This is a genomic window from Candidatus Neomarinimicrobiota bacterium (assembly GCA_017656425.1).
Lineage (GTDB): Bacteria > Fidelibacterota > UBA2242 > UBA2242 > B5-G15 > JACDNV01.
Map to the genome: position 1 here is coordinate 64,156 of JACDNV010000005.1, position 12,826 is coordinate 76,981.

Here is a 12,826-nt window from a genome sequence, read left to right on the forward strand (position 1 = left end):
ATTAGGAGGTTGTTGCTTATACTCTGTTTTTCAAGGATTTTACTAATGGCACAGGTGTCGCAATTCAGCGGTGACGGATTGGGTATATTGCTATATAATGAATCAGTAAGAGGTATTGGTATTGGTAAATCTGCTATTTCTTTAGCAGATTCTTTTTTCATTGAGAGTTATAATCCTGCTACATGGTCTAATTTTAAAAGGGTTTCGTTATGCGGGGCAATGAATATAAAGAATATTAGTGACCCCATAGGTTATAATACCACTTATTTCAAATTCATGGGTTTTTCATTTGGGTTCCCAGTGTCACGTAATGTCGGTATTGTAATGGGAATTAGACCAGAGGCGCGAGCAAAATTTACTTCAAACTTTAAAAGTTCTGTTGATTTAGGGGATACAATAAAATATAGTTCTAATGTGGATGTAGATGGAGGACTATCAAGATTTTATCTGGGTACTGGTTATAGAAAAAGTGCAAACATGCATCTGGGATTTGGCCTGGGTTATGTAATTGGAAACTATAAACAAGTGGTGAGTACTGATATTGAAGATGACGGTAGTTATGATAGCTACCTTGAAAAATATAATGAGATTATAGGCAGATATTTTAATTTCGGGGCTATGTTCGAAATAGCGAATACCAGATTTTTAGTCTATACAGATATAAATATCGGCAGTAGAATGAGAAAAATCTATCACTACTTCTATTGTGATATAGATTCGACAGGTTCATATGAAGATATTAATCTATACAGCATCTATGGTTTTGGATTAAACAAGAAATTTGGCAAAAATCGTTTAATCAACTTCGAATTAAGATATACTGATGTCTCTGAGGATATCTTTAAGAAAGTTTACTTTATAAAAAAATCTAAAAGTAAAGATTCGTTCTTCTTATCGGGTGGTTATGAGAAAGCTTACAGGATCAAAGCGAAAGGGAAATATTATAATAGACTCAGTTTGAGGACAGGCTTATTTTATCATAAATATCCAAATCTAACAGCCAATCTTAAGAATGAATATGGTATTACATTTGGTTTTGGCTATGAATTTAATTATAATAGTAGCAGAATTGATGTATCAATTGTTTATTCTAAAAGAAAGGGTTATTTTTTTAAGAATATCAATGAAAATATGATAACAATAAACATTGGGGTGTCAACGGGAGAGGTGTGGTTTGTAAAAATAAGAAAGTAATATGCGGGGTAGAAAATGAAAGCTAAATTATTATTTTTATTTTTTATAATGTTTATCATTCTGTTGAGTTATTGTGTTCCACCACCAGCAGAGGAACTTGGTGAAGAACAGGTAATTTCAGCGGAAGAAAGAGCAAAGCAGGATTCTATTAGAGATATGAAATGTAAATTGTATTTAAGTTTTGCTTATAGCTACTACCAAAATCAGGATTGGAGGAGTGCTATTAAAAATTATAATACCATGCTATCCTTAGGATGTGAGGATAAGTATGCAGAAGATATTTTCCCATATCTTGGTAGGTGTTACCAGATGTTGGCACAGGAGAACAAGGTATATCTTGATAGTGCACTGGAGGTATATATAAGAGGTGAAGAATACTTACCGAAAAACATGTTTATTCACAGGAATCTAGCCTATATCTATCATTTGAAAGGAAATATTGATATGGAAATACGGGAATATGAAAAAATGGTAGAAATTGAACCGGAGAATATTGAAATATTACAGACACTTACAAAATTGTATTTTAGGGCGGAAAGGTATCGTGATGTACTCTGGGCATGTGAACAGATACTAAAAATTGATCCCAATAATCAACAGGCTATTAATGATAAGCTTATGGCTAATCAGAAACTTGGTAGGGATGTTCTGGATGTTCTAAAAGATCAATGGATGAATAACAAAACGGATGTGGCAACTGGAATTGAGTATGCGAAAGCTCTGGTGGATAGGTTAAGATACGATGAGGCTGTTGCGGTTTTAAAAGAGGTAACGCAGGCAAATTTGAGAAATAGAGAGGCATGGGAATATATGGCAAAGCTCTATGCGTCCATAGGTAATTATGGGGACGCATCTAAAACGTACGAATATATAGTTAAAAATATTTCACCTAGAGATTTATCCATTTATTACGAACTGGTAAAGTCTAATATTCAGATATTAAAGTTTAAAGAAGCATATAAATGGGCAGTTAGGGCAAGACAAATCAATCGTGAATCTGGGCTTGTCTATAGAATGCTGGGGGATATATACTATGCAACAGCAGAGTATTATGTAAATAAAGAAAAATTAACCTTTGAAGACAAGCTTGTTTATAAACTTGCCTATGATAAATATAAAATGGCATATCAAAAAGGCGAGATAGATGTCAAATCACGTCTTGATTACCTTGCCCAGTATCTAATACCAACTGAGGAAGACTGGTTTTTAAACCGACATGACTCTAAAGGTAATCTAAGAAAGAGCTTTAAGCCTATGGGTGAAAACTATAATTGGATAGAGGAAGAGCCGAGTAAAGAGAAATGAATATAGCAATAGGTAGTGATCACGGTGGGTACGATTTAAAATGTGCCCTGAAAGAATATCTTGAAAGTAAAGGTATCGCAGTTCTTGATGTAGGAGTCGATAAAAAACTTTCCGCCGACTATCCTGACTATGCTAAAAGAGTAGGATTATTAATAAATCATAAAAGGGCTGATTTTGGGATTTTAATATGCAGGACAGGATTGGGGATGTGCATCGCTGGGAATAAAGTAAAGGGTATACTAGCTGCAGTCTGCTATGATGAGAATTTTGCCGTCCTTGCCAGGTCTCATAATAATGCAAATGTGCTCTGCCTTGGTGCGGATTATACTGACAAGAAGAAAGCGGAAAAGATCGTTGATACTTTTTTAAATACAGAATTTCAAGGCGGTAGACATTTTAGAAGGGTCCGAAAAGTAAAGAAGATGGAGGTGTGATTTTGGATTATAAATTTCTAAAAATTCAAGATTCGGATGTATTGGAATCCATTCAGCTTGAAATCAACCGTCAAAGGTATACCCTTGAAATGATAGCCTCAGAAAATTTTGTCAGTCCAGCTGTCCTTGAGGCTGCTGGTAGTGTAATGACCAATAAGTATGCGGAAGGGTATCCGAATAAAAGGTATTACGGTGGTTGTTTTGCTGTTGATAAAGCTGAAGACCTTGCAAGAGATAGAGTCAAAAAATTATTTAATGCAGAGTACGCTAACGTACAACCCCATTCTGGGTCACAGGCAAATATGGCTGTTTATTTCTCATTCCTAAATGTAGGGGATACCATACTCGGGATGGATTTGGCACATGGCGGTCATTTAACTCATGGTAGCCCAGTGAATTTTTCCGGTAAACTTTTTAATATTGTATCATATGGTGTTCATCCTGATACAGGTATGATAGATTATGATCAGGTTTTGGATCTTGCAAAAAAGCATAGACCAAAAATGATTGTAGCTGGGGGGAGTGCATATCCGAGGACGATAGATTTTAAAAAGTTTCGTGAGATTGCTGATATGGTAGGTGCTTTTCTGATGGCGGATATTGCCCATCCTGCTGGTCTTGTTGCAACTGGTTTTCATCCTACCCCATTACCATATTGTCATGCGGTCACATCGACGACACATAAGACATTGAGGGGCCCAAGAGGTGGTTTAATTCTTATCGGGAAAGATTATGAAAATCCCTTTGGAATTGTTGCCCCTAAGTCCGGTAGGGTAAAGATGATGTCCGAGATTATTGATTCCAATGTTATGCCGGGTATCCAGGGTGGACCTTTAATGCACATAATAGCGGCAAAGGCGGTTGCCTTTGGAGAAGCCTTAAAGCCATCATTTAAACTTTATTGTAAGCAGGTAATAGATAATGCAAAAACTCTTGCTGAGGAATTATTGAATCGCGGATATAAGCTCGTCTCTGGTGGAACTGATACTCATCTCGTACTTATTGACCTTTCGGATAGACCAATATCGGGAAAAGAGGCAGAGGTTGCGCTTGAAGAAGCAGGTATTACAACAAATAAAAATATGGTACCTTTTGATAAGAGAAGTCCTCTTATTACAAGTGGATTGAGATTGGGTACGCCCGCTTTAACAACGAGGGGTATGAAAGAAATGGAAATGAGGATGATAGCTAAGTGGATTGATATGGTACTATCGGATCATAAGAATGAAAATTTAAAAAAGAAAATAAGAAAAGAAGTGGAAGATCTATGCAGAAATTTTCCTCTCTATACTGAGATAAAAATTTAGGTGAGATATGAGATGTCCCTATTGTAATGCAATGGATTCAAAGGTAGTTGATTCAAGACCTGCCCAAAAGAATAATGCAATAAGAAGACGAAGAGAGTGCATTGTATGTGGGAAAAGATTCACCACTTATGAATACATTGTTGAATATCCCTTAATGGTAATAAAAAATGATGGTAGTCGTGAAGAGTACGATAGATCAAAGCTGTTGAAAAGCATTAAAATAGCCTGCAATAAAAGGCCGATTCCCTCTGAAAAAATTGAAAATATAGTTATGGATATTGAGAAAGAGATAGAAGAAAAGTCTACTGGTGAAGTTAGGTCAAGCTTAATTGGTGAACTTGTTATGAAGCATCTGAGGGAGCTGGATGAGGTCGCATATATAAGATTCGCATCGGTTTATAAAAAGTTTAAAGACCTTGATGAATTCAGGAATCAGATAGATAAATTATCATTAAAATGAAAAATTTTTGATTAAAGCTTCATACCTAAGAGGGGAAAAAGCATGATTTCAAAAGAATTGCTTGAAATACTGGCATGTCCAAAATGTAAAGGTGATCTTATATATGATCAGGAAAATGATAAACTAATATGCGAAAGTTGTCGACTTAAGTACCCGATTAAAGACGATATCCCTATTATGTTAATCGATGAGGCAGAAAAATACTAAACTGAAATCTGCAAAGATTCAATCCGAAAGATATGAAGAAAATTAGGTCGGAAAGTTTAAGAGTTGTTTGCCCTGCGAATATACTCAAAGAATTAGGTATAAGAAAGAAGTAAATTTTTATAAGAAAGGATATTTTTTTTCATCCCATATTTGATTGGGAAGAATAGGGATGGAATAATTATTGGATTTGATGTATCTTTTGAAGTGTTTAATGCCACTGAGGGTAAAAAATAAAATTTATTGGTGATTCAAAACAATAGTAAAGGTAATTCCAATAAAATCTGAAAAGATTGAATATGTATTCTTATCACAGGTTTTTATGATGTGAAGGATAAAAAGTTTACTTCGTGAGTTATATAGGCTTTTAAAAGGAAATGATATTCTTTCAATTATTTAGTGGCTGAATTACAAAGATACTAGTAACATCATCTTTCCGATAGGATATCTTTCGATTACAGGTCAATTTTTAACAGTAATATTGGTGATAAGCAGCATATAGTTAAGGCTGTAAAAATGAAAAAGGGGAACGTCTGTCCCCCTTTTTCATCCGAGATAGGTGGTTAATGTCTCCTGACTCTATAAGGTAATCCCCAGAATGTGAAATTGACTGGGGCGTTTTTGTCGAAAATAGAAGCAAGATCTATCAGGTCAAAATAGATACGGCACATATGGGAGTTATGACCATGCATTTTTATTTTACCTGTAAATGTATTATCATTTTCTGGATCCAGCAGGGGTTTTCTAATTTTTAGTAACCCGCGTCTTAACCCATAATGCACTAATGCTAACTCGCTAGGTTCATAGATAAATGGTGTTGGATTTTCCACTGTCATTAATACATCAAATCTAACATTTGGTTTAAAATGAATAAAGGTATCCCTTCCGATATAAAAATCTAGCAAGGACTCATTCTGATCGTTTGAAATGTCCATTACTGTCGTATCAAGATAAAATAATTTAATATTAGTGATTTCTAAGTCGCAATTGTCAGATCTACCTAATATAGGGGTAAAGGCAACTACTTTCCAATCTTTTCTTGGATTGCCAGTGTTGCGAAACTTGGCAATTTTTAGATTCTGTTTTGTTGTGATTGTAAAATCCTTTTTCACTGAGTCGATAACAGTTACCGTGCTGTTTGTTGTGTCAAGAAGGTGGATTATGAATTTTGCATTGATAGTAGTAGTTATTAGGGCGATTGCTGTATCTCCATTTACCTCAATATGTACATCTTTATTCAATGAACCTGAAAACTTTTTCCCGAATCTTACAAGGAAAAAGTCATAGGGGAAAGTATCGCCAACTGCCTTCTCCAGACCTTCTGAATATTCCAGATCGATGGCACCCTCGTCATCGAGTCCATCAATCATAATTACGCTGTCAGCCAGGACGATTTCCTCCAGCGCCTCAACTATTTCATTGATGTCTGGAGCGGTGGTATTTTCGCATGCGATAAAAATTAGGAAGGTTGGAACGACTGTGATCAGAATCAGTGTTGTTATTAAATTTTTCATTTTTGTCCTCCAGTTATTTCAATTCGATTCTTCATAGGGACTACGTTATAGTAAATATCCTCTATAGCTAAATAAATAAAAAATAGGTCTTTATATGTGTGATTCCAATCACTAATTGAAGATAGATGTAATACAGGTTTCTTCTTTGGATTGGCTTTTTCAAAAATTTTTATTATTTCCTTTTCATTCATATTTACAAGATGTATCATATCAATATCCATGTCATTTATTTTAATAAAGTCATTGAAATTCTCCACCTCAATCTCAATTTTTATATTTTTCCGTGCCGGACCAAGCTCGGAGGTTATATTTTTAAGGATACTTTCAATGTCACCGCCATATTTTACGTGTTCATTTGTAATATAAATTGAATCTTTGAGCCCTTCGCCTCTTAAAATACCACCACCTATCTGAAATGCATAGTTGTCAAAGGTCTCATAAAGGGGAACTATTTTATTTGGCGTTATAAGTTTTTTACTGTATTGTTCAAAAAATTTTACGTATTCTTCTGTCTTTGTTGCAATATAGCAAGTTCTTCCGATTAAATACTCGAGAATTCTCCTCCTTGATAATATATGCGGTATTTTCCCATTAAATGTAAAAATTTTCTGATTTTTTTTAATTTTGTCGCCATCTTTAATATGCCATTGTAGTTTTATCTCATCTTGGTAATCAGAAAATAATATGTCAACTAATTTTTTGCCTGCGAAAGTGCATTCGTCATCAGAGATAAGATGTGCCTGGCCAAATTTTGGATATGGGGTGACCACTTCTGTGGTCAGGTCCCCATCTCCAATCTCTGTCCTTTCTACAATTTTAATTATTTCTTTTACGAGAGTTTTATTCATCTAATTCTATTACTTTGATATCTTCTATTTCCTTATTCGACATGTTTTCATCAAACCAGACCATATCATAACATGGTATTATCTCATCGGTATCTACATTTATTTTTACCTTTCCAGACATCGGACAATAACCTCTTAGTAAGTGTCTGAATGGCATTGACTTTTTTAGCAATTTTTTTTGCTCATCAGTCAATACTTTTGCAATATCAAGTTTCTTCTGAATTTTTAGTTTCAAAAGTTTTCCACGAATAGTATTCACGTTATCAATTGCCTTCTGAATTTCTTTTTCCGAAGCTTCTTTGTCAACAAGTTCTGAAAGTTCTAGTCTTGCTATTTTCAAATCAGCCATAAGTTTTATGCTCTCTTTTTTATATTTCCTTTGTATTTCTTTCAATTTTGCGATTTGATCGTCAGTTAATTGTAGCTTCTCAGTCATTTCTGGAGCTATTATCATTTTTTTGTGTATCATTCTTCTTTGCATTTGTTGTCCAAAGATAGTACTTGCAAGAAGCAAGGTGATTGTTGAAAAAACTATTAATCTTTTCATTTTTTATCCTCCTCTCTTTTTATCTCTTTTTCTTCCTTTATAAAAACTTTCATCATTTGCATTCTGAATTTGTCTTCAAAGATAAGGTACTTGAGTTGCTGCTCTGGAGTTAATATATCAGACAGCCCTCGTATAAATTTTTCTTTTTCATTAATGATATCCTTGTCTATGCCATATAGCTTATCAATGTAGCTATTGACTTCTCTGCTTGTGATGGACCCATCTTTTTTGTCGATTTCTTCTTCAATTTTTTTGACTAGATACATCTTTTCTTTGTATTTATCTCTTATGATGTCTTCAAGATTATTAAACCTCGGGAAAAACCTGGTTGATTGATCCTCAGTCAGGTCGAGATACTCTGTGAGTTTCCATATTTTAATTGTTCTTAATCTCTCTGCTTTTCCCATTCCGTGCATATTTCTTTCCCACGTAGGCACTGGTTTTATAGGCGGTCGTTTTGGAGGTTGTCCCTGTGCTATTACCATTGATATAAAAATTGTGGTAATAATTAAAAGTTTTAAGATTTTCATTGCATACTCCTTTTTATAATGAGCCAGCATATAATTGCTTTGCAAAATGCTCAAATTCCTCATCTTTCATTGCATTTATGATATTGCTTTCTTCATAGCCAGAAGGGTACGTTATGGTATAGAGTATAAATTCTTTCTTTATTTCATCTATATTGTTTATCTGATCCACAATTGATTCATCAGAATTGATAATCAAATTGTAGAAACTATAATCGTTTATTTCTTTTAGTATTTCGTATGTTGTATTCATATTACCTTTTTTAAATCCAATAAAGCTGAGATTATTAATAGTTAAAATTCCAACTGTAAAGATTAAGGCAATCAATAGTGAAATTGAAGGTACAATTCTACCTATCATTTTTTTTCTCTTTTCAAGTTTATTGATTTTTGAATTGACGTTAAATACTATCTCTGCTCCTATGTCAGGCAAATCCGGCTTTTCTTCAATTCTGATAGAGCTATAGATTTTTTTGATATCAGAGTAAAAGCTATTGCACTTGCTACATGTTTTTATATGATCTAATACAATATTTTTATCCCTATCGCTACATTCTCCCAAAGCATATAATGGAATCAATATGCTCACTTTTTTGCAATTCATAGCTTATTTTTCCTCAATAGATAATTTCTCAAATTTTTAATAGCATGTGAAAAGTTTACTTTTGCGGCATTTTCGGTGCTATCAATAATACTTGCAATCTGTTTAAAAGGTAAATTGTGAAATACTCTGAGAATTACTATTGATTGCTGTTTCTTGGGTAGTTTTGATATTGCTTTCAATAAAATTCTACGATCGTATTTTGTCACAGAGATTTGGTCGTTGTTGTCTTCGTGAGTTGGCTCTTTTTCGTAGTTATTGACGTATCTTTTTCTTTTCTTTATATGATTTATTCCAGTGTTTATGGCGATTCGATATAGCCATGTTGATATGCTTGAATTCCCTCTGAAAGTATTAATTTTTTTATATGCCTTTAAAAATGTATCCTGAGTCAAATCCTTAGCCTCCTCATAGTCCCTGAGCATTCTTAGAAAAAGCAGATATATCATTTTATAGTTTTCCAGTATTATACGGTTGAATTCTTCCTGATTCAAATACCTGTCCCGATTTTTCAAATTAACCACTTTTTTAGACATAAAGAGCTACAATAGGTTAAAAGTTTATATTTTTAGAGATTTATGGGGTTATATTTTTAAGGTTTTCTATTACAGATAATATAAGTTCGTTATTAACGGTTGTTCGTATAGTTTTATTGTTTCTAAGAAAGTGGATTAAATATTCTCTTACTGGTAGATGGTAACATTCATAAAGTACTGTAGCGTACAGGTCTAATTGGGCTTTGTACTTTTTTATAACTGTGTCATTCTTGGATAATTCGCTATGGTCTGTTTTGTAATCTATTATATAATATGACTGTTCATTCTTTAAGAGCAGATCTATGGCCCCTTCTATGAATATGTTATTAATATATCCCATTACCTCTACTTCTGTTTTTATTTCTTGAGAGTTTCTGATTAGCTGGTAAACTGGATTTCCGGATGAAGCAAAATTTTCAATCCAGTTGAAGATTTCATTGATAAGTATTGACTTTTCCTTGCCAGTCAATCTTTGTATATTGATTAAATCAACTATATAATTCTTTATATCATCTAAATTTTTGTAATCCCATAATGATAAAGCTTTATGAACTAAGTTTCCCAGTTCAACTGGATTAAGTGGAGTTGAGTCGGCGATCACATTATATGGAGTGATAGTTGAAATGGTTTTATCAGCGTATTCAGTTGGAGTTATTCTTGTAATTTTTTTCTCAATTGGAGAAGTTCTGGTCCTTATTTCATCTATTTTGTCTTTCGAAAATCTGGGTCTCTTGTAATTTTTTAGAGCAATTTCTTCATAGTGAACTTCCTCTTTTCCAATTCTTATATCCTCTGGGATTATTTCTTTGATTGTTATAGATGATTTAAGATTATTCTTTTGAAGGTATTGTCTTAAGGATTGCCAGTTTATATTGTATCTTGTTCTTTCTTTTTCGATACCTGTTATTATCAGGTGGGAACTTGCTCTTGTTACGCCAACATAAAATATTCTTTTTTCCTCTGCAGCATCTTTCAATTGTTCTAGTTTTTTTAGAGCTTTTACGATTGCTGGTTCTTCTTTAGTTGCCTGATCTTTGATATTCAATACTGTTCCAGCATTTTCGTCAGTGAAGATTAGAGGTGATGATGTAGTTAGGCTATATGATAAGGGAATTATCACCACCGGGAAATCGAGCCCTTTTGAGGAATGTATTGTCATAATTTTTACTGAATCTTCATCAGTGTCTTCCTTAAGTGCCTCACCTTCTTTTACGTTTATATTTTTGTAAGTGTTTATTTTTCTTACAAAATCAACTGGACTGAGACCAGAGATTGAATACCACTCGCGGGCTAAGTTTAGTAATTTTTTAACATTTGCTACTTTTCTTTTCCCCTCTTTTAAGTTTGCTAAAATTGATAGGTAGTTTGTTTCCTCTATAATATTTTCAAGAAGGTTGATAATATTGTCTTCATATAGCAGAGATTGGAGCTTTAAATAAAGATTTTTAAAAAATTCCAGTTTAGAGATATCGTTTTCGCTTAAATTAAACTTTTTATTGTTATATAAATACTTGTGTAATCCCTCGGTAATTGTACCCGCTGTCGCAAGCTCGTTGATAGCATCATCACTGATAGCAAACATGCTTGACCTGATAGTTCCAATAAGAGCAGGTTCATCATAGAAATTTATAAGTGCTCTAATAAAATTGATGAGATCTTTTACTTCTGGTAGGTTATAGAATCCAAATCCTGTAAGTGTGTGATAAGGAATATTCATCTCCTTAAGTGCCTTTTCGTACTTTTCCTGATGGGTATAAGCTCTTAATAGAATTGCTATATCTTTGTATTTTACTTTGTCAAATTTATTATCTTTGACTTTGTATATGGTTAGATTATTTACCATATCTTTAATTTTATTGGCGATCAGGAATGCTTCCAGCTCTATATAATCGATGTTCTCTTCTGGAATTTTTTTATCGTGTTTTAATATTATGATTTCTACGGGTTTATTAGTAATCCTTGGTTTATTTTGAGCTTTAATAGGCACTGATGGATAAGATGCTTCAAAGGGGTAAATGGTTTTGGAAGATTTAAACAGCTTTGGGAAAATTTCATTTTGAAAGTCGACAAGCTTGTCTATACTTCGATAGTTTATCAAAAGCTCGTCTGTTTTGAGCTTATTTTTTTGCTGATTCATAATTTCGACTACTGCTCCTCTGAATCGATATATGGATTGTTTTTCATCACCAACAAAGAATACTTTGATTTTCGGATTATTGTTTAATATTTCTTGTATTATTTCATGTTGCACCGGATTTATATCCTGAAACTCATCAACAAGTAAATATTTAAATCTTTTACAGAATTGAATTGCTCTTTCAGATTTCGAGTTTAAAAATTCTATTGCATATAATTCCATTCCTGTAAAATCAAGTAAACCATTTAACTCAAGTTCCTGCCTATATTTATCCAGAAATTCATTTATCAAGTTATAAGCATGCGTGTTTACTTCGATAAATTTTTCATCAATATCGGATAATGAAAGCCTCTTCAAAAAGTTTATTTCACTGTAATATTCATTTTTTAATTCCTGGTATAGTCGGTAACATTTTAGATCAATGTTTTTTAGTTTATCGGCTCTGTCGGAGAAGAAAGAAGTAAAGTCGTCTCTATCAATATTGTTTTTTTCAAAATTATTGAGGAATAGCAGTTGATTTTCATTAAGTTGATCCTTAAATGGTAGAAGGGAGGTAATAAGGTTTTTGATTCTCTCGTCTCTTAAATAGGATTTTAACATAGAATTTACAATATTATTAATAATTGAAATATAGGAATTTATATCAGTCAGTTTATTTTTATATTTTTTTATTAGGAAATATCTTTCCCAGCTGTTAAAGATAAGCTTTTTAATTTTATTAATAGACATGTATTTTAATAAAATCTTTAATTCTTTGGAGTCATTTTCTATGTGATCGCTTAAAAACCTGTTTGTAAATCTTTCCCTTATTATATTTTCTTCTGCCTCGTCTATAATCGTATAGTTATATGGTAATTGAGTACTGTCTATGTTTTCCTGAATTATTCTTGCACAAAAACTATGTATGGTGGATATAAATGAGTTAGATATAGCATGCTGAAGTTCTATCAAATTATTAAATAATTTCTCCTTATATAGTTCTTCATAAACTCTTTCCTTCATTTCCGTGGCGGCTTTTTCTGTAAATGTAATGGCGACAAGTTGGTCAATATCTGCTTTACCTGACCTGATTAGATCGACAAATCTGTCAACAAGCATTTTAGTTTTGCCTGTACCTGCAGATGCACATATCATTATGGATTCATCATTTGTTAGCTTACTTTTACTGTTATATGACATAATACCTGACAGAATATTGTTTATACAGATTAA

At 33.0% G+C, this 12,826-nt stretch carries 13 protein-coding genes; 6 read left to right on the forward strand and 7 right to left on the reverse strand.

Annotated elements, in window-relative coordinates; translation table 11 throughout:
• Nucleotides 1-45: 45 nt before the first annotated feature.
• The 6 genes from H0Z29_04890 to H0Z29_04915 are packed head-to-tail and all read left to right on the forward strand — an operon-like array spanning nt 46 to nt 4,907.
• Nucleotides 46-1,194, forward strand: coding sequence for a hypothetical protein (locus tag H0Z29_04890; GenBank protein MBO8130840.1), 1,149 nt, complete (start codon nt 46-48; stop codon nt 1,192-1,194).
• 15 nt (nt 1,195-1,209) lie between these two features.
• The gene (locus H0Z29_04895) at nt 1,210-2,499 is read left to right on the forward strand and encodes a hypothetical protein (GenBank protein ID MBO8130841.1); all 1,290 of its coding nucleotides are present in this window, start codon (nt 1,210-1,212) and stop codon (nt 2,497-2,499) included.
• Nucleotides 2,496-2,933, forward strand: coding sequence for a ribose 5-phosphate isomerase B (rpiB, locus tag H0Z29_04900; protein ID MBO8130842.1), 438 nt, complete (start codon nt 2,496-2,498; stop codon nt 2,931-2,933). The genes H0Z29_04895 and rpiB overlap by 4 nt, the downstream gene beginning before the upstream one ends.
• Nucleotides 2,934-2,935: 2 nt before the next feature.
• Nucleotides 2,936-4,240, forward strand: coding sequence for a serine hydroxymethyltransferase (locus H0Z29_04905; protein ID MBO8130843.1), 1,305 nt, complete (start codon nt 2,936-2,938; stop codon nt 4,238-4,240).
• A 7-nt stretch (nt 4,241-4,247) separates the two neighbouring features.
• Nucleotides 4,248-4,700 carry a transcriptional repressor NrdR gene (gene nrdR / locus H0Z29_04910; GenBank protein ID MBO8130844.1) on the forward strand — a complete coding sequence of 151 codons (453 nt, stop codon included), beginning with the start codon at nt 4,248-4,250 and terminating at the stop codon, nt 4,698-4,700.
• A gap of 42 nt (nt 4,701-4,742) precedes the next feature.
• Nucleotides 4,743-4,907 (forward strand): Trm112 family protein, encoded by a 165-nt coding sequence (locus tag H0Z29_04915; GenBank protein MBO8130845.1) that lies wholly within the window; start codon nt 4,743-4,745, stop codon nt 4,905-4,907.
• Between the two features lie 560 nt (nt 4,908-5,467).
• Here the strand turns inward: H0Z29_04915 and H0Z29_04920 are convergent.
• Genes H0Z29_04920 through H0Z29_04950 form a run of 7 tightly spaced genes read right to left on the reverse strand, consistent with a single transcriptional unit; the run spans nt 5,468 to nt 12,793 of the window.
• Nucleotides 5,468-6,418 carry a hypothetical protein gene (locus H0Z29_04920; GenBank protein ID MBO8130846.1) on the reverse strand — a complete coding sequence of 317 codons (951 nt, stop codon included), beginning with the start codon at nt 6,416-6,418 and terminating at the stop codon, nt 5,468-5,470.
• Nucleotides 6,415-7,266, reverse strand: a complete 852-nt coding sequence (locus H0Z29_04925; GenBank protein ID MBO8130847.1) for a hypothetical protein — start codon at nt 7,264-7,266, stop codon at nt 6,415-6,417. Before H0Z29_04925 ends, H0Z29_04920 begins: the two co-directional genes overlap by 4 nt.
• A complete protein-coding gene (locus H0Z29_04930) occupies nt 7,259-7,813 on the reverse strand; it encodes a Spy/CpxP family protein refolding chaperone (GenBank protein MBO8130848.1) in 555 nt (184 codons plus the stop codon). The genes H0Z29_04925 and H0Z29_04930 overlap by 8 nt, the downstream gene beginning before the upstream one ends.
• Nucleotides 7,810-8,343 carry a hypothetical protein gene (locus H0Z29_04935; protein ID MBO8130849.1) on the reverse strand — a complete coding sequence of 178 codons (534 nt, stop codon included), beginning with the start codon at nt 8,341-8,343 and terminating at the stop codon, nt 7,810-7,812. Before H0Z29_04935 ends, H0Z29_04930 begins: the two co-directional genes overlap by 4 nt.
• Before the next feature lie 13 nt (nt 8,344-8,356).
• Nucleotides 8,357-8,944 carry a zf-HC2 domain-containing protein gene (locus tag H0Z29_04940; GenBank protein MBO8130850.1) on the reverse strand — a complete coding sequence of 196 codons (588 nt, stop codon included), beginning with the start codon at nt 8,942-8,944 and terminating at the stop codon, nt 8,357-8,359.
• Entirely contained in the window at nt 8,941-9,477 is a 537-nt protein-coding gene (locus H0Z29_04945) for an RNA polymerase sigma factor (GenBank protein ID MBO8130851.1), read from the reverse strand. The genes H0Z29_04940 and H0Z29_04945 overlap by 4 nt, the downstream gene beginning before the upstream one ends.
• Before the next feature lie 40 nt (nt 9,478-9,517).
• Entirely contained in the window at nt 9,518-12,793 is a 3,276-nt protein-coding gene (locus tag H0Z29_04950) for a UvrD-helicase domain-containing protein (protein ID MBO8130852.1), read from the reverse strand.
• Nucleotides 12,794-12,826: the final 33 nt, after the last annotated feature.

Excerpts from the sequence above, each read along its gene's own strand:
- H0Z29_04890 (MBO8130840.1), top strand. The coding sequence starts at position 46 with ATGGCACAGGTGTCGCAATTCAGCGGTGACGGATTGGGTATATTGCTA.
- H0Z29_04895 (MBO8130841.1), top strand. The coding sequence starts at position 1,210 with ATGAAAGCTAAATTATTATTTTTATTTTTTATAATGTTTATCATTCTG.
- rpiB (MBO8130842.1), top strand. The coding sequence starts at position 2,496 with ATGAATATAGCAATAGGTAGTGATCACGGTGGGTACGATTTAAAATGT.
- nrdR (MBO8130844.1), top strand. The coding sequence starts at position 4,248 with ATGAGATGTCCCTATTGTAATGCAATGGATTCAAAGGTAGTTGATTCA.
- H0Z29_04915 (MBO8130845.1), top strand. The coding sequence starts at position 4,743 with ATGATTTCAAAAGAATTGCTTGAAATACTGGCATGTCCAAAATGTAAA.
- H0Z29_04920 (MBO8130846.1), bottom strand. The coding sequence starts at position 6,418 with ATGAAAAATTTAATAACAACACTGATTCTGATCACAGTCGTTCCAACC.
- H0Z29_04925 (MBO8130847.1), bottom strand. The coding sequence starts at position 7,266 with ATGAATAAAACTCTCGTAAAAGAAATAATTAAAATTGTAGAAAGGACA.
- H0Z29_04930 (MBO8130848.1), bottom strand. The coding sequence starts at position 7,813 with ATGAAAAGATTAATAGTTTTTTCAACAATCACCTTGCTTCTTGCAAGT.
- H0Z29_04935 (MBO8130849.1), bottom strand. The coding sequence starts at position 8,343 with ATGAAAATCTTAAAACTTTTAATTATTACCACAATTTTTATATCAATG.
- H0Z29_04940 (MBO8130850.1), bottom strand. The coding sequence starts at position 8,944 with ATGAATTGCAAAAAAGTGAGCATATTGATTCCATTATATGCTTTGGGA.
- H0Z29_04945 (MBO8130851.1), bottom strand. The coding sequence starts at position 9,477 with ATGTCTAAAAAAGTGGTTAATTTGAAAAATCGGGACAGGTATTTGAAT.
- H0Z29_04950 (MBO8130852.1), bottom strand. The coding sequence starts at position 12,793 with ATGTCATATAACAGTAAAAGTAAGCTAACAAATGATGAATCCATAATG.